Source organism: Nonomuraea sp. B10E15, assembly GCF_039871615.1.
GTDB lineage: Bacteria > Actinomycetota > Actinomycetes > Streptosporangiales > Streptosporangiaceae > Nonomuraea.
The window spans coordinates 1,771,987-1,786,651 of the sequence record NZ_JBDPMB010000001.1; the positions used below are offsets into that span (position 1 = coordinate 1,771,987).

Here is a 14,665-nt window from a genome sequence, read left to right on the forward strand (position 1 = left end):
AAGGAGGAAGTCATGTCGGTGTTGAAGAGCCTGGTCGACAGCGTGCGCGGCGGTGCGATCGAGGTGGTCGACCTCACCGCGCCCCTGTCGTCGCGAACGCCGATCCTCCAGCTGCCCGAGCCGTTCAGCAACACGATCCGGTTCTCCCTCGAGGAGATCAGCCACTACGACGACCGCGGCCCCGCGTGGTACTGGAACGACATCCACACGGGCGAGCACACCGGCACGCACTTCGACGCGCCCGTGCACTGGATCACCGGTCGCGACGGCGAGGACGTCTCCCAGGTGCCGCCACGCAGCCTGATCGCGCCCGCCGTCGTGCTCGACTTCGCCGACGAGGCGGCGAAGGATCCCGACTTCCTGCTGCGGATCGACCACGTCAAGGAGTGGGAGCGCGCCAACGGCCCGCTCCCCGACGGCGGCTGGCTGCTCTACCGCACCGGCTGGGACACCCGCTCGGGCGACCAGGACGACTTCCTGAACGGCTCCCACACGCCCGGCATCTCCGTCGAGTGCGCCGAGTGGCTGGCCGCCGAGACGCCGATCGCCGGGCTCGGCGTCGAGACCGTCGGCACCGACGCGGGCGCCGCCCACTCCTTCACCCCGCCCTTCCCCTGCCACTCCTTCCTGCTCGGCGCCGGCAAATACGGGCTCACCCAGCTGCGCAACCTCGACCGCCTGCCCGTGACCGGCGCCGTGGTGCTCGCGCCGCCGCTGCCCATCGTGGGCGGCTCCGGCAGCCCGGTGCGCGTGCTCGCCCTGGTCGAACGTTGATCGTCGCGGAGGCCGTGGGCCGGGCCCTGGCCGCCTGCGGGGTCGAGACCGCCTTCGGGGTGGTCGGCAGCGGCAACTTCCACGTCACCAACGCCCTCGTGGCCCACGGCGTGCGTTACATCGCCGCCCGCCACGAGGGCGGGGCCGCCACCATGGCCGACGCGTACGCCCGCATGAGCGGGCGCGTCCCGGTGGTGTCGGTGCACCAAGGGCCGGGACTGACGAACGCGATGACCGGCATCACCGAGGCGGCCAAGAGCCGCACGCCGCTGATCGTGCTCGCCGGGGAGGCCACCGACGTGCACTCCAACTTCCACGTCGACCAGGACGCGCTGGCCACGGCGGTGGGGGCGGCGCCGATGCGGGTCACCTCGGCGGGCACCGCGGTGGCCCAGGTCGCCGAGGCCTTCCGGGTGGCCGTGGAGGAGCGGCGTACGGTCCTGCTGAACCTGCCGCTCCCCGTCCAGGCCGCCCCCTTCGACCCTCCTTCGACCTGGGATGACGCCGTACGGCCTGTCACCGCGTCCACATCGGCGGGCCGGCCCGGGGACGGCGAGGCGCTCGACGACCTGGCGCGGCTGCTGGGCGCGGCCCGGCGGCCGGTGTTCATCGCCGGGCGCGGAGCCCGGCACGCGCGTGGCGAGCTGGAAGGGCTGGCCGGCCGGGTGGGCGCGCTGCTGGCGACCTCCGCGGTGGCCAAGGGCCTGTTCCGCGGCAGCCCCTGGGACCTCGACGTGAGCGGCGGCTTCGCCACCCCGCTCGCCACCGAGCTGATCAGGGGCGCCGACCTCGTCGTCGGATGGGGATGCGCGCTCAACACGTGGACCACCGGCCACGGCGGCCTCATCTCGCCGGGGACGAAGGTGGTGAAGGTCGATCTCGACCCGGGCGTCTTCACGGCGTACACGTCTCCCGACCTCGGCGTGGTCGGCGACGTGGCCGCCGTGGCGCGAGCCGTGACCGCCCGCGTCGCCGGAGCCGGCGGTTACCGCTCGCCCGAGATCGGGCGGCGCATCCGGGCCGAGGGGCGCTGGCGGGACGTCCCGTACGACGACGAGAGCGCGGGCGGCCGGATCGACCCGAGGACGCTCACCATCGGGCTGGACGACCTGCTGCCGCAGGAGCGGATCGTCTCTCCCGATTCCGGAAATTTCATGGGATACCCCTCAATGTTGATCGATGTCCCTGACGAGTTCGGGTTCTGCTTCACCCAGGCGTTCCAGTCGATCGGGCTGGGCCTCGCGACGGCGATCGGCGCGGCGGTGGCCCGCCCCGACCGGCTGCCGGTGGCGGCGCTCGGCGACGGCGGCGCCCTCATGGGCCTCGCCGACCTCGAGACCGTCGTCCGGCTGGGCCTGCCCATGGTGATCGTGGTCTACGACGACGAGGCGTACGGCGCCGAGGTCCACCACTTCGGCCCCCACGGGCACCCGCTCGGCACGGTCACCTTCCCGCCCGCCGACTTCGCCGCCATCGCCAGGGGGCACGGGCTCGACGCGGTCACGGTCACCGGGCAGGCCGACCTGGCGGGCGTGGCCGCCTGGCTCGACGGCCCCCGGGAACGTCCGCTGCTGGTCCACGCCAGGATCACCCGCGACCACGCCTCCTGGTGGCTGGAGAACGCCTTCACGTCCCACTGACCTTCATGCCTCCCGTGGGCGGTCAGGGGGACCCTCCCACGGCTGCGCGGGCGGGTCAGAGCTTGCGGAAGGTGCGGGACTCCTCGGCCGAGGCGAGGACGTCGGCGAGTGGTGCGTCCGCGCCGGCCGCCACCGCCGCCGCGATCGCGCCCTCCACGAACGGGACGTCCGCCACGACGATGTGCCCGTCCTCCTCCAGCAGGCGGGCGGTCAGCACCGAGCTGCCCAGGTCGGGGATGAGCACCACCCCGTCCCCCTGGTCGACGCCGCGCACCGCCTCCTCGACGAGGTCCACGCTCGTGCCGAGACCGCCGTCCTCCGTGCCCCCGGCCGCCGCCACGGGCACCCCGGCACCCGCGATCCCCTTGGCCAGCGCCACGGCCTCCGCGGCCAGCCCGGCACTGTGCGAGACCAGCACCAGCCCCACCATCACGCCACCCCACCGGCGGCGCACGCCCGTGCCCGCCGCGTCACGCCTCCACATCGCCCGGCCGCGGCACCTCCCGCGTTCATGATCGCAGGGCCGGTCCCGGCGTCTTCCGTGCGGCCCGTCATGACGCCACGCTCGCCAGGGCCGCCATGAACAGCGCCGACGACGCCGCCCCCGGATCCTCGTGTCCGATGCTGCGCTCGCCCAGGTAGCTGGCACGGCCCTTGCGCGCCTGCATCGGGATCGTGGCCTCGGCCCCCTCCGCGGCCGCCCGTGCCGCCTGCTCGAACGCCTCGCGGACCCCCACCCCATCGCGTACGGCCAGCGCCAGGGCCCGCGAGGCCGGCGCCAGCGCGTCCACCATGGTCTTGTCGCCCGGCGCGGCCTTGCCCAGCCGCTCGACCGCCACGACGCCCGCCTCGAACGCCGCCGAGAAGCCGGCCAGCGTCACCGGCGACTCCAGCACCTTGCCCATCTGCCGGAACACCGAGCCGTACAGCGGCCCGGAAGCGCCGCCGACGCGGCGGATCAGCGCCGTGCCCGCCGAGGTCAGCACCTGCACCGGCGACTCGGGCGGCCATTCGGTGAGTGCCTTGCAGACCTCGGTGAGCCCGCGGTCGAGGTTGGTGCCGTGGTCGGCGTCGCCGATCGCCGCGTCGAGCCGGGTCAGGCGGTCGCGGTCGCGGCGTACGAGCCGGGCCGTCTCCTCGAACCAGGCCACGAACAGGTCGGTGTCCATCGGATGCGCGCGGGGTGCCCCGCCCGCCTCAGCCGGCGGGGGAGCCCGCGCTCCCTCCCTTCAAGAGGTGTCCTGGCGGATCGGGTCGTCGCGCGCTGCGCTCCGGCGCGGACCGGAGACGTCACCATCGCAGGCCAGGCGTGTCGACCGGGGCGTCCCACAGGCGGGTCAGCGTGTCGTCGAGCCGGCAGACGGTGACGGAGAAGCCCTGCATGTCGAGGCTCGTCACATAGTTGCCGACCAGCGACCGTGAGATCCGCGCTCCCTTGCCCTGGACGTACGCCGCCACCTCCGCGAAGACCACGTACAGCTCCATGAGGGGCGTGCCGCCCATGCCGTTGACCATGACGAGCAGGTCGCCCTGCAACGGCAGGTCGCCGTGGATCGCGTCCATGGCGGTGGCCGCCAGCTCGCGGGCCGGCGCCATCGGCACCCTGGCCCTGCCGGGCTCGCCGTGGATGCCGATGCCCAGCTCCACGTCCGTCTCCGGCAGGTCGAACGTCGGCTTGCCCGCGTGCGGCGTCGTGCACGAGGTCAGCGCGATGCCGAAGGACCTGCTGCGTTCGTCGACCGCGCCGGCCACGGCGGCCACGTCGTTCAGCGGCGCGCCCTCCTCGGCCAGCGCCCCCGCGATCTTCTCGACGAACAGGGTCGCGCCGGTGCCGCGGCGGCCCGCCGTGTAGAGGGAGTCCTGGACTGCCACGTCGTCGTCGACCAGCACGCTGGCCACCTCGACGTCCTCGGCCAGCTCGGCGGCCATCTCGAAGTTGAGCACGTCGCCGGTGTAGTTCTTGACGATGTGCAGCACGCCGGCGCCGCCGTCCACGGCCCTGGTCGCCTCGATGATCTGGTCGGGCACCGGTGAGGTGAAGATCTCGCCGGGGCAGGCCGCGTCGAGCATGCCGTACCCGACGAAACCGGCGTGCAGCGGCTCATGCCCCGACCCGCCGCCCGACACCAGGCCGACCTTCCCCGGGCGCGGGCCATCGGCCCGGTAGACCACCTGGTCGCGGATCCGCAGCGTGGGATGGGCCGCGGCCATGCCCTTCAGCGCGTCCTCGACGACGGAGTCCGCCGCGTTGATGAGCTTCTTCATGGTGTGTACATCTGCCCGTTTTGACCACCACGCAAGCGTCGGAGCCGGACGGAGGCCGCCCACGCGAGCACGGGCGCCCGGGCCGCGGCCAGGAGGGGCGCCACCCGCGCCCCGGGTCCCGACTACCGTGAGACCCGCCCGAACAGCTACCTTCTGGTCATGGCTGAGATCGTGTACCCGCCGGTGATCGCCGCCGCGCGGACCCTCTTTCGTGTGCTCGACATCCGCTTCCACATGGAGGGGACCGAACACGTGCCGCAGACGGGGGGAGCTGTGCTGGTGAGCAACCACATCAGCTACCTCGACTTCATCTTCGCCGGGTTCGCCGCGCTGCCGTCGAAGCGGCTGGTGCGCTTCATGGCCAAGCAGGACGTGTTCGAGCACCGGATCTCCGGCCCGCTGATGCGGGGCATGCACCACATCCCCGTCGACCGGGGGGCGGGTGCGGGCTCGTACGCGACGGCGCTGCGCATGCTCAAGGCCGGTGAGATCGTGGGCGTCTTCGCGGAGGCCACGATCAGCCGGTCGTTCACCGTCAAAGAGATCAAGAACGGCGCGATCCGGATGGCCCAGGCGACCAACGTGCCGGTGATCCCCGTGGCGCTGTGGGGCAGCCAGCGGTTGTGGACCAAGGGGCGGCCGAAGAAGCTCCTGCAGCGGCATGTGCCGCTCACCATCCTGGTGGGCGAGCCGATGCACCCCAAACGCGGCGAGAACGTCAACGATCACGTGACGGACCTGCACACGCGGTTGTCGGAGCTGGTCGACCGCGCGCAGCGCACCTATCCGGAGGTGCCGCAGGGCGTGTGGTGGCAGCCCGCCCATCTCGGCGGCACCGCGCCGACCCCCGAGGAGGCGGCGGCCATGGACGCGGCCGAGGCGGAGGCCCGGGTCAAGAAGGACTGACCGCCGACGCGCGAGACCCCCGCCCGGTGATCGGAGCGGGGGCGTCAGATGGCTGCTTGGTAGGCGCTGGCGCGCATGCCCGCCAATAAACCCGCCGTCTGCTCCAGGGTGTAGCGGCGCACGGGGTCGTGGTGGAGCAGCCCTTCGATCAGCGGGCGCATCACGCCCGCCCGTCGCGGCGGCGGATAGGGGCCGCTGCGGGCCATGCCGAGCACGGTCGCCGCGTCCTGCCCCGGATAGGGAGGCTGGCCCTCGACGGCGCTGTAGAGGGTGGCGCCGAAGGACCACATGTCGGCCTCCTTGCTGGCCGGGCCGCCGTGCAGCCGCTCGGGCGCCATGAACGCGGGCGTGCCGCGCAGGCGCCGCGACGTCGTCATGCGGATGTCGCCCTCGGCGGTCGCTATGCCGAAGTCGGTCAGCACCACCCGGTCACCGGTCAGCATGACGTTGGCCGGCTTCACGTCGCGGTGCAGCACGCCGGCCTGGTGGGCGGTGCGCAGCGCGGCGAGCAGGTGCTGGCCGATGGCCGCCACCGACTGTGCGGGCAGCGTGCCCACCTGGGAGAGCAACTGGTGCAACGAGAGCCCGTCGAGATATTCCATCACGATCCAGAGCTTGCCGCCCTCCTCGATCAGGTCGTGCACCGTGACGATGTTGGGGTGCGTCAGCCCGGCAGCCATCCTGGCCTCACGCAGCACCCGGCGGCGCACCATCTCGGCCTCGCCGGCCAAGGTCAGCTCCTTAAGCGCCACCGTACGGTGGAGGAGCTGATCGAACGCGCGCCAGACGACGCCCATACCCCCACGACCGGCCTCCTCGTTCAGGAGGTACCGTCCGCCGATCTCCCGCATACCATCCCCTCAAGCTCGGGGACAATCATGTCACCTCAACACAGGCCTTTGGGTGCCTAACGGGATCTGGATATGTCGGAATGTGCGGGTGTGCTGGTCAACGGCCTGGAAATTCGATCCGACACAGCGCGCCACACCAGCCCGACCGCTGCCAGACACACGCAGGCGGCGCCCACCAGGACAGCCCCGACGCCCGCGAGCTCGGCCACGACGCCGCCCAGCGCCGCTCCGAGGGGCATCCCGCCCATGCCGACGAGCCGGTAGGCCGAATTGACCCGTCCGAGCAGCTCCGCAGGGATCAGCCGCTGCCGGGTCGAGATCACCAGGACGTTGCCCGCCGCGCCCACCAGGCCCCACAGGACGGCGGTCGGGTAGAGCGCCCAGGGGGAGGGGACGAGCACGGGCACCAGGAGCATCAGGCTGCTGATGAGCCACGCGCCCACGAGTGTCCCGACCTCCCCGAAAAGCCCCGCCGCGCGACCCGACAGCAGCCCTCCGAAGATCGCGCCCACGGCGAACGCCGTCGTCATCAGGCCGTATTCGCCCGGCTCCAGCCCCATCATCGAGCCGTCGCCGACCGCCCACAGGACGAACACCCCGAAGTAGCCGGCGTTGGCGAGGTTGAGCAGGCCCGCCGAGATCGCCAGGCTCCGCAGGATCTTGTGGGCCCACAGATAGCGCAGCGCCTCGCCGATGTCATGCCGCAGCGGCCGCTTCGCGGGCGTGGGGAGCGCCAGGTAGGCCCCCCGCATGCCGAGCAGGAGCAGGCCCGCGGCGGCGTAGAGCAGGGCGGGGGCGCCGAAGAGGGCGGCGGGCGCCACCGTGACGAGCAGCCCCGCCAGCGGGGCGCCCGCGAATTCGTTGCCGATCATCTGGGCGCTGGACACCCGGCCGTTCGCCCTGGTCAGGTGGTGGCTCGGCACGGTCTTGGGCAGGATCGACTGCGCCGAGGTGTCGGCGAACACCTCGGTGACGCCGGCCAGCAGCAGCGCGGCCAGCATGACCGGCAGGCTCAGCCGGCCGAGCACCGCCGCAACGGTCACGGCGGCGAGGATGGCGGCGCGGGCGGCGTTGGCGACGACCATGATGCGGCGGCGGTCGAAGCGGTCGGCGATCGCGCCGGCGTGCAGCGCCAGCAGCAGCCACGGCGCCGTTGCCGCGGCCCCGACCAGCGACACCAGCACGGGGGAGCGGGTCATCGACACGGCCAGCAGCGGGGCGCCGACCTTCATCAGGCCGTCGGCCAGGTTGGACAGCGCGGTGGACGACCACAGATATCCGAACGAACGCCCAAGACCCGCCATGGTTCACTCCGGTAGGGTGTAAGGAAAAGTGTGCATGGAAATCTTTGCAAAGATAGGCTTGCATGGTGACGAGAGGCAAGAGCTATTCCGCCCGCACGCTCGACGCGAACGCGCTGAAGTCGTTCGCTCACCCGCTGCGCCTGCGGATCTACGAGCTGCTCGACGAGCACGGGCCGTCGACGGCCACCAAGCTCTCCGCCCTGATCGGGCACAACACCGGCGCGACGAGCTACCACCTGAGAGAGCTGGCCAGGCACGGCATGATCGAAGTGGCGCCCGAGATGGGGCGCGGCAAGGAGAAATACTGGCGCATCACGCCCGGCGGCTTCTCCTTCGGCGACCCGCCCGCCGATCCCGAGGCGGCGAGCGCGATGGAGTTCCTGCTCGACGACCTCGTCCGCCAGCGCGGTGCGGAGCTGGCCCGGTGGCGGCAGCAGGAGGCGGCGGCGCCCGAGGAGTGGGTGCGGGCGAGCGCCTTCGGGCGGCGGTCGCTCCGGCTCACGCCGGAGGAGACCATGAGGCTGAAGGACGAGGTGTACGCCGTCCTGGAGCGCTATCGGGCGCTGTCCGACGGTAAGGCCGACGCGTCACCGGACACCTCGTCGGAGTCGGCGTCGGGCCGCGTGGTCGTGCACTTCGACGTGCTCCCGCTGGGGGCGGGCGAGGAGGGCGCATGACGCGGGCGCCGTCCTCCCCATGGGGACGACGGCGCCCGCGCGCAGATCAGGCGAGGAGGCGGAGCGCGCGCTCGGCCAGCCCCTCCGGCGCCGTCTTCGGCGAGCCGCTCGTGAAGGGCGGCTGCGGATCGTACTCGATCACCAGCTGCACGCTCTGCGCGGTCTGCTCATCCGTGGCCTGCGCCAGCAGCGTCAGCGCCATGTCGATCCCCGCGGACACCCCGGCCGCGGTCACGATCTTGCCTTCCGTGACCACACGCTCGCTGACCGGCTGGGCGCCGACCTGCTTGAGGTAGTCGAGCAGGGCCCAGTGCGTGGTCGCCTTCAGCCCCTCCAGCAGCCCCGCCGCGCCCAGGAGGAGCGAGCCGCTGCACACCGAGGTCGTCCACATGGTGTGCTCGTGCGCCTGCCGGATCCAGCCGGTCAGCGCGGTGTCGCCCATCACGTCCAGGGTGCCGAGGCCGCCGGGGACGACGATCACGTCGGGCCGGGGCATGTCGGCGTAGGAGGCCGTGGCGGCCAGCGTGAGCGTGCCCTGGTCGTCGGTGACGGGGCCGGGCTCCTCCGCGACGAACGTGACCGTCCAGCCCGGCGCGAAGGCCATCACGGTGTACGGTCCGACCGCGTCCAGCGCGGTGAAACGGGGATAGAGCGGGATGGCCACCTGCATGGTCAACTCTCCTTCGACTGGAACCGGCGACGGTGGTCGCCGGGTGAGATCCGCCAGTGGCGGCGGAAGACGCGGTAGAGCGTCTCCGGCGTCCCGAGCCCCGACTCCCTGGCCACCGTGGCCAGCGGGTGACCGGTCACCTCCAGGAGCCGCCTGGCGGCGTCGGCCCGGCTGCGCTCGACGTACCGGCCGGGTGAAAGGCCCGTCTGCTCGGTGAAGACGCGGGAGAAGTGGCGCTCGGACATGCCGGCGAGTGCGGCGAGCGCGGCCACGCTGAGGTCGGCCGCGGGGTTGGCGTCGATGTGGGCCTGCAGTTCCCTGATCGGCTCGCTGCGCGGCGTCATGGCCCGCATCGGCGTGCTGAACTGGCTCTGCCCCCCGGCCGGTGCAGGTACACCACGAGCCCGCGGGCGACGTCGCGGGCCAGCTCGTGGCCGTGGTCCCTGGCCACCAGCGCCAGCGCGAGGTCCACGCCGGACAGGACGCCCGCGGACGTCCAGACGTGGCCGTCCTCGATGTAGAGCGGATCGGGGTCCACCTCGACGCACGCGTAGCGGGCCGCGAGCTCGTCCGCGGCCAGCCAGTGCGTGGTGGCCCGCCGGTGGTCCAGCAGCCCGGCCTCGGCCAGCACGAACGCGCCGTTGCAGACGGAGGCGACCCGCCGGGCGGAGCCGGCCAGCCGCGCGACCTGCGCGACCAGCTCGCCGTCCGCGATCTGCTCGGGCACCGACCACCCGCCCGCCACCAGCAGCGTGTCGACCGGCCCCTCGACCTCGCCGAGCGGCGCGGCCACGACGGTGACGCCGTTTCCCGCCGGCACGGAGCCGCCGCCCACGGCCACCACCTCGACCCGGTAGGCGCCGCGCGCGATCAGGGCCGCGGTCGCGAACACGTCGGCGGGCCCGGCCATGTCGAGCAGCTGGAAGCCGGGAAAGACCACCACCAGGATGCGTCGCTGCATGCCTTCATGCTGGTCGCGCGGGCACGGTGGCGTCAACGACACATCCATTGCAGATCACGCCATCCGTCCGGCTCCCGCACGACGAACGCCCCCGGCACACGCGGTGGCCGGGGGCGTTCTGGGGACGATCAGCCCATGTGCGGATAGCGGTGGTCGGTCGGCGGGACGAACGTCTCCTTGATCGTGCGGACGTTCGCCCAGCGGATCAGGTTGAAGATCGAGCCCGCCTTGTCGTTGGTGCCCGAGGCGCGCGCGCCGCCGAACGGCTGCTGGCCGACGATGGAGCCCGTCGGCTTGTCGTTGACGTAGAAGTTGCCCGCCGCGAAGCGCAGCCGGTCGCCGGCCGCCTTGATGGCGTAGCGGTCCTGGGCGATGACCGCCCCGGTCAGCGCGTACGGGGCGATGCCCTCCATCTGGTCGAGCACCGCGTCGAAGTCGCCGTCGTCGTAGACGTGCACGCCGAGGATCGGCCCGAAGTACTCCTTGACGAAGATCTCGTCCGCCGGGTCGGCGCACTCCATGATGGTCGGCTTCACGAAATAGCCGACGGAGTCGTCGTACGAGCCGGTCAGCACGTCGATGGTCGACGACGCCCTGGCCCGGTCGATGGCCTCCTTGTGCTTGGCGAAGGCCCGCCCGTCGATGACCGCGCCCATGAACGTCGACAGGTCGCTCGCCACGTCGCCCACGCTCAGCGACTCGGCCACGGAGACGAAGTCGTCGCGCATGCGGTTCCAGACCGAGCGCGGCACGTACGCCCGCGAGGCGGCCGAGCACTTCTGCCCCTGGTATTCGAAGGCGCCCCTGATCAGCGCCGTCGAGACCACCTCAGGGTCGGCCGACGGGTGGGCGAGCACGAAGTCCTTGCCGCCGGTCTCGCCGACGATGCGCGGATAGCCGTGGTAGGAGGCGATGTTGGCCCCGATCGTGCGCCACAGGTGCTGGAACGTGCCGGTCGAGCCGGTGAAGTGGATGCCCGCCAGCGCGGGGTGGGCGAGCGCCACCTCGGAGACCGCCTGGCCGTTGCCGGTGACGAGGTTGATCACGCCCGGCGGGAGCCCCGCGGCCTCCAGCAGCCGCATCGTGTAGTGGGCCGCGAGCTGCTGGGTGGGCGACGGCTTCCAGACGACGACATTGCCCATCAGGGCGGCCGACGTCGGCAGGTTTCCCGCGATGGCGGTGAAGTTGAACGGCGTGATCGCCAGCACGAAGCCTTCGAGCGGGCGGTACTCCATCCGGTTCCACACGCCGGGCGAGGAGTTCGGCTGCTGGGCGTAGAGCTGCCGCGCGTAGGACACGTTGAACCGCAGGAAGTCGATCAGCTCGCAGGCGGCGTCGATCTCCGCCTGCTGCACCGACTTCGACTGGCCCAGGATGGTCGCCCCGTTGATCGTGGCCCGCCACGGCCCCGCCAGCAGGTCGGCGGCCTTCAGGAAGATCGCGGCCCGCTCGTCGAACGGCAGCGCCTGCCAGGCGGGCGCCGCCCGCAACGCGCTGTCGACGGCGTCCTGCACGTCCTGAGCCGTAGCGTCGTTGGTACGGCCCAGGACGTGGGCGTGGTTGTGCGGCTGCACCACGTCGATGGGGGCGCCGCCGCCGAGGCGCTGCTCGCCTCCGATGGTCATGGTCAGGTCGATCTGCGACCCGGCCAGCTCCTTGATGCGGTCCTCCAGCGTGGTCCGCTCGGCGCTGCCGGGCGCGTAGCCGTACACCCGCTCGTTGGCGGGGACGGGGACGTTGCTGATGGCATCCATTACTTACCCCCAAGGGCGCGAAGGAAGAAGGCGACGTTGGCCGGGCGCTCCGCGAGACGGCGCATGAAATAGCCGTACCAGTCGTCGCCGTAGGGCACGTACACGCGGACCGTGTGGCCGGCCCCCGCCAGGGCCTCCTGCAGGTCGGTCCTGATTCCGTAGAGCATCTGGAACTCGTGGTCGCCGATCGTCCGCCCGAACCGGTCGGCGAGCAGCTCCGTGATCGCGATCATGCGATCGTCGTGCGTCGCCACCATGGGGTAACCCTTCCCCGCCATGAGGATGCGCAGGCATCGTACGTACGCTTTGTCCACGGTGGTCCTGCCCTGGTGGGCGACAGAGGCGGGCTCGCGGTAGGCGCCCTTGACCAGGCGTACCCGGGAACCCTCCGAGGAGAGGTCGCGGCAGTCCTGCTCGCTGCGGAACAGGTAGGCCTGGATCGCCACGCCCGTCGAAGGATGGTCCTCGCGCAGCTTGCGCAGGACGGTCAGGGTGGAGTCGACGGTGGTGTGGTCCTCCATGTCGAGCGTGACGGCCGAGCCGGTGACCGCGGCGGCGGCGCAGATCTCGCGAGCGTGCTCCAGCGCCATGGTCTCGTCGAGCCGCTGCCCGAGCGCCGACAACTTCACCGACACCTCGCCCCTCGCGCCGAGTTCCAGCGGCCTGATCGCGCGGAGCAGGGTGAGATAGGCGTCCGTGGTGGCGGCCGCGGCCCGCGCGTCGCGCGTCTCCTCGCCGAGATGGTCGACGGTCACGGCGAGCCCGGTGTCGCGCAGCCGTTCGACCGTGTCGCGAGCCTCCTCGACACCCTCCCCGGCGACGAACCTCCCGACCACTCTCCTGGTGAGCGGGAAGCCCGACACGCCGCGGCGGACGGCACCGCTCCTGGAGGCGGTGAGCAGCAGTTGACGGAGCATGCGTCCAGTCTAAAAACCCAGCTCAGCGGGGGCCATCGACGCGCGTAACGCCGGATGTGGCAGGCTGTCATACACATGCACAAATCGGCAGACCTGCAAGAGATCGTCGACGAGATCGCCGCCAGGCTGGGGGCGTCGGCGACGCTGGAGGACCGCTCGTTCCGGCTGCTGGCCTACGGCGCGCAGCACGGCGCCATCGACACGGTCCGCCAGGAGTCGATCCTGCGCAGGCGCGCGACGGGCGAGGTGCGCGACTACTTCGAGCGCTACGGCATCGCCGGGGCCGACGGCCCGGTCAGGATCCCCGCGGACGCCGAGCTGCAGGTCCTGGCGAGGGTCTGCTGGCCGCTGCGCCACCGCGGCGTCACCTACGGCTACCTGTGGCTGCTCGACTCGGGCGAGCTGGGCGACGCGCCCCTGCACGCCGTCGCGCCGCTCGTCGCCAGGGCGGCCGCCGTGCTCGCCCAGGAGGCCAGGAGCCGGCAGGACATCGGGCGCGGGCTGCTCGGCCTGTTCTCGCCCGATCCCGAGGAGCGTGCCGAGGCCGCCATCGAGGTTCCAGGGCCGGTCGCGGCCGTCGCCGTACGCGAGTCGGACGAGCGCGTGGCCGCCCTCTGGACGTTGCCGCGCGGCGTGCTCGCCCGCGCCGGCTCACCCGTCGCCCTGCTCGCCCCCGCGCACCTCGCGGGCGAGGTCGCGCAGACCCTCCAGAGCGCGTACGGCACCGCGGCGGGCATCGGGGGGCCACGGAACGACCCGGGCGAGGCCTGGCTGAGCTGGCGCGAGGCCCGCCATGCCCTGCGCATCGCCGAGCACTTCCCCCGCCACGCGCCCGTCGCCCGGTGGGAGGACCTCGGCGTGCACCGCCTGCTGGCCCGGCTCGGCCCGTCGGACCTGCGCGAGCTGGCGGCCGAGACCGCGGCACTCGACGGGGAGCTGGCCCACACCGTGGAGGCCTATCTCGACCACGGCGGCCACGCCCAGAAGACCGCCGCCGAGCTCGGCATCCACCGCCAGACGCTCTACTACCGGCTGGGCAAGGCCGAGCGCCTCACTCACAAGGATCTGTCGGACGGCGACGACCGCCTGGCCGTGCACCTCGGTCTCAAGGCCGCCAGGCTGAGCGGTCAGGACGCCCGGTAGACCTTCACCCAGTCGACGTACATCGACACGGTGCGGGGCGTGGAGGAGTCGCGGCAGCGGGGCTCGCACACCACGTCGTTCTGCAGCGCCAGGCCCATGCGGCGGCCGCTGGGCACGTGCGCGCCGCGGTAGTCCCAGTACTTCTCGCCGTCCAGCCAGACCGTCAGCCGGCCGGGCAGCCAGTCGACCGCCACCGTGTGCCACTTGATGAAGTCGGCCTTCAGCGTCTTGCGCGCCCGGCTGTGCCCCTCGTGCACGAAGATGCCGCCGCCCTGCCGCTTCGGGTCGACGATCTCGGCGAAGTCGACCTCGGCGTAGCCGCCGCCCTCACCCTGCCGTGTCGGCCACAGCAGCGCCACCGGCGTGTACCCGGCGCCCGCCTCGGCCTTGAACCTGACCTCCCACCGGCCGTACTCCTGCGCGAGCCGGGTGGCCACGCCGCCCGACAGGTCCTTGCCGCCGTACATGCCGCCCTTGAGGCGCAGCACGCCGTTCGAGACGGACGCGGCCTTGCCGGTGCGGGGGTTCCGCTCGGCCCCGGGGGAGTGGTAGATCATCCACTTCTTGGTGTTGATCGACGAGCCGTCGAAGTTCTCCACGAGGACCGGGTCGCCCCAGCCCGTCGTCTGTGCCTGCGCGGTCTGGGGGAGGGCGGCGACGCATGCGAGCGCCGCGGCCGCCAAGATCGGACTGCGTTGGGACATGCGCTCCATCGAAGCAAAGATTTCACTCTGATAACACCCCATCCGTCACATCAGCCAGTTTCGTCACAAGGACCAGCAGACCGGTCACAGAGCTCCGGA

Annotated in this window: 16 protein-coding genes; 5 read left to right on the plus strand and 11 right to left on the minus strand. The window is 72.1% G+C overall.

The annotated features are described in order from the left end of the window. Window positions 1-12: 12 nt before the first annotated feature. The gene (locus ABGB14_RS08105; RefSeq protein ID WP_347642892.1) at window positions 13-774 is read left to right on the plus strand and encodes a cyclase family protein; all 762 of its coding nucleotides are present in this window, start codon (window positions 13-15) and stop codon (window positions 772-774) included. Continuing rightward, window positions 771-2,414 carry a thiamine pyrophosphate-binding protein gene (locus ABGB14_RS08110; RefSeq protein ID WP_347642893.1) on the plus strand — a complete coding sequence of 548 codons (1,644 nt, stop codon included), beginning with the start codon at window positions 771-773 and terminating at the stop codon, window positions 2,412-2,414. Before ABGB14_RS08105 ends, ABGB14_RS08110 begins: the two co-directional genes overlap by 4 nt. Window positions 2,415-2,469: 55 nt before the next feature. Here the strand turns inward: ABGB14_RS08110 and ABGB14_RS08115 are convergent, their stop codons facing one another. From ABGB14_RS08115 to dhaK, 3 genes are all read right to left on the minus strand, one after another. After that, complete coding sequence (locus ABGB14_RS08115; protein WP_347642894.1) at window positions 2,470-2,898, minus strand: phosphoenolpyruvate--protein phosphotransferase; 429 nt, start codon at window positions 2,896-2,898, stop codon at window positions 2,470-2,472. Window positions 2,899-2,965: 67 nt separating this feature from the next. Continuing rightward, the gene (dhaL, locus tag ABGB14_RS08120; RefSeq protein ID WP_347642895.1) at window positions 2,966-3,583 is read right to left on the minus strand and encodes a dihydroxyacetone kinase subunit DhaL; all 618 of its coding nucleotides are present in this window, start codon (window positions 3,581-3,583) and stop codon (window positions 2,966-2,968) included. Between the two features lie 121 nt (window positions 3,584-3,704). Next, complete coding sequence (gene dhaK, locus ABGB14_RS08125) at window positions 3,705-4,679, minus strand: dihydroxyacetone kinase subunit DhaK (protein ID WP_347642896.1); 975 nt, start codon at window positions 4,677-4,679, stop codon at window positions 3,705-3,707. Window positions 4,680-4,838: 159 nt separating this feature from the next. On the opposite strand from dhaK, the gene ABGB14_RS08130 reads away from it, so the two are divergent. Then, window positions 4,839-5,585: a lysophospholipid acyltransferase family protein gene (locus ABGB14_RS08130; protein WP_347642897.1), complete on the plus strand. Its 747-nt coding sequence runs from the start codon at window positions 4,839-4,841 to the stop codon at window positions 5,583-5,585. Between the two features lie 44 nt (window positions 5,586-5,629). On the opposite strand, the gene ABGB14_RS08135 is transcribed toward ABGB14_RS08130, so the two are convergent. Together ABGB14_RS08135 and ABGB14_RS08140 are read right to left on the minus strand one after the other, a co-directional pair. Then, a complete protein-coding gene (locus ABGB14_RS08135) occupies window positions 5,630-6,436 on the minus strand; it encodes a serine/threonine-protein kinase (RefSeq protein WP_347642898.1) in 807 nt (268 codons plus the stop codon). A 56-nt stretch (window positions 6,437-6,492) separates the two neighbouring features. Continuing rightward, the gene (locus tag ABGB14_RS08140) at window positions 6,493-7,740 is read right to left on the minus strand and encodes an MFS transporter (protein ID WP_347642899.1); all 1,248 of its coding nucleotides are present in this window, start codon (window positions 7,738-7,740) and stop codon (window positions 6,493-6,495) included. A gap of 65 nt (window positions 7,741-7,805) precedes the next feature. Between ABGB14_RS08140 and ABGB14_RS08145 the strand changes: the two genes are divergently transcribed. Continuing rightward, window positions 7,806-8,417 carry a helix-turn-helix domain-containing protein gene (locus ABGB14_RS08145; protein WP_347642900.1) on the plus strand — a complete coding sequence of 204 codons (612 nt, stop codon included), beginning with the start codon at window positions 7,806-7,808 and terminating at the stop codon, window positions 8,415-8,417. A gap of 46 nt (window positions 8,418-8,463) precedes the next feature. Here the strand turns inward: ABGB14_RS08145 and ABGB14_RS08150 are convergent, their stop codons facing one another. The 5 genes from ABGB14_RS08150 to ABGB14_RS08170 all read right to left on the minus strand — a co-directional run bounded on the left by ABGB14_RS08150 (window position 8,464) and on the right by ABGB14_RS08170 (window position 12,719). After that, entirely contained in the window at window positions 8,464-9,087 is a 624-nt protein-coding gene (locus ABGB14_RS08150) for a DJ-1/PfpI family protein (RefSeq protein ID WP_347642901.1), read from the minus strand. A gap of 2 nt (window positions 9,088-9,089) precedes the next feature. Further along, the gene (locus ABGB14_RS08155) at window positions 9,090-9,431 is read right to left on the minus strand and encodes a helix-turn-helix domain-containing protein (RefSeq protein WP_347642902.1); all 342 of its coding nucleotides are present in this window, start codon (window positions 9,429-9,431) and stop codon (window positions 9,090-9,092) included. Further along, window positions 9,428-10,048, minus strand: a complete 621-nt coding sequence (locus ABGB14_RS08160) for an AraC family transcriptional regulator (protein ID WP_347642903.1) — start codon at window positions 10,046-10,048, stop codon at window positions 9,428-9,430. Before ABGB14_RS08160 ends, ABGB14_RS08155 begins: the two co-directional genes overlap by 4 nt. 128 nt (window positions 10,049-10,176) lie before the next feature. Further along, the gene (pruA, locus tag ABGB14_RS08165) at window positions 10,177-11,802 is read right to left on the minus strand and encodes an L-glutamate gamma-semialdehyde dehydrogenase (RefSeq protein ID WP_347642904.1); all 1,626 of its coding nucleotides are present in this window, start codon (window positions 11,800-11,802) and stop codon (window positions 10,177-10,179) included. Continuing rightward, the gene (locus tag ABGB14_RS08170; protein ID WP_347642905.1) at window positions 11,802-12,719 is read right to left on the minus strand and encodes a proline dehydrogenase family protein; all 918 of its coding nucleotides are present in this window, start codon (window positions 12,717-12,719) and stop codon (window positions 11,802-11,804) included. Before ABGB14_RS08170 ends, pruA begins: the two co-directional genes overlap by 1 nt. Before the next feature lie 75 nt (window positions 12,720-12,794). Between ABGB14_RS08170 and ABGB14_RS08175 the strand changes: the two genes are divergently transcribed. Then, window positions 12,795-13,862, plus strand: a complete 1,068-nt coding sequence (locus tag ABGB14_RS08175; RefSeq protein ID WP_347642906.1) for a helix-turn-helix domain-containing protein — start codon at window positions 12,795-12,797, stop codon at window positions 13,860-13,862. Here ABGB14_RS08175 and ABGB14_RS08180 read toward each other — a convergent pair. Next, window positions 13,847-14,566 (minus strand): glycoside hydrolase family 16 protein, encoded by a 720-nt coding sequence (locus ABGB14_RS08180; RefSeq protein WP_347642907.1) that lies wholly within the window; start codon window positions 14,564-14,566, stop codon window positions 13,847-13,849. The genes ABGB14_RS08175 and ABGB14_RS08180 overlap by 16 nt on opposite strands. Window positions 14,567-14,665: the final 99 nt, after the last annotated feature.

Excerpts from the sequence above, each read along its gene's own strand:
- ABGB14_RS08175 (WP_347642906.1), top strand. The coding sequence starts at position 12,795 with ATGCACAAATCGGCAGACCTGCAAGAGATCGTCGACGAGATCGCCGCC.
- ABGB14_RS08155 (WP_347642902.1), bottom strand. The coding sequence starts at position 9,431 with ATGACGCCGCGCAGCGAGCCGATCAGGGAACTGCAGGCCCACATCGAC.
- dhaL (WP_347642895.1), bottom strand. The coding sequence starts at position 3,583 with ATGGACACCGACCTGTTCGTGGCCTGGTTCGAGGAGACGGCCCGGCTC.
- ABGB14_RS08105 (WP_347642892.1), top strand. The coding sequence starts at position 13 with ATGTCGGTGTTGAAGAGCCTGGTCGACAGCGTGCGCGGCGGTGCGATC.
- dhaK (WP_347642896.1), bottom strand. The coding sequence starts at position 4,679 with ATGAAGAAGCTCATCAACGCGGCGGACTCCGTCGTCGAGGACGCGCTG.
- ABGB14_RS08170 (WP_347642905.1), bottom strand. The coding sequence starts at position 12,719 with ATGCTCCGTCAACTGCTGCTCACCGCCTCCAGGAGCGGTGCCGTCCGC.
- ABGB14_RS08180 (WP_347642907.1), bottom strand. The coding sequence starts at position 14,566 with ATGTCCCAACGCAGTCCGATCTTGGCGGCCGCGGCGCTCGCATGCGTC.
- ABGB14_RS08135 (WP_347642898.1), bottom strand. The coding sequence starts at position 6,436 with ATGCGGGAGATCGGCGGACGGTACCTCCTGAACGAGGAGGCCGGTCGT.
- ABGB14_RS08115 (WP_347642894.1), bottom strand. The coding sequence starts at position 2,898 with ATGTGGAGGCGTGACGCGGCGGGCACGGGCGTGCGCCGCCGGTGGGGT.
- ABGB14_RS08160 (WP_347642903.1), bottom strand. The coding sequence starts at position 10,048 with ATGCAGCGACGCATCCTGGTGGTGGTCTTTCCCGGCTTCCAGCTGCTC.
- ABGB14_RS08140 (WP_347642899.1), bottom strand. The coding sequence starts at position 7,740 with ATGGCGGGTCTTGGGCGTTCGTTCGGATATCTGTGGTCGTCCACCGCG.
- ABGB14_RS08130 (WP_347642897.1), top strand. The coding sequence starts at position 4,839 with ATGGCTGAGATCGTGTACCCGCCGGTGATCGCCGCCGCGCGGACCCTC.
- pruA (WP_347642904.1), bottom strand. The coding sequence starts at position 11,802 with ATGGATGCCATCAGCAACGTCCCCGTCCCCGCCAACGAGCGGGTGTAC.
- ABGB14_RS08150 (WP_347642901.1), bottom strand. The coding sequence starts at position 9,087 with ATGCAGGTGGCCATCCCGCTCTATCCCCGTTTCACCGCGCTGGACGCG.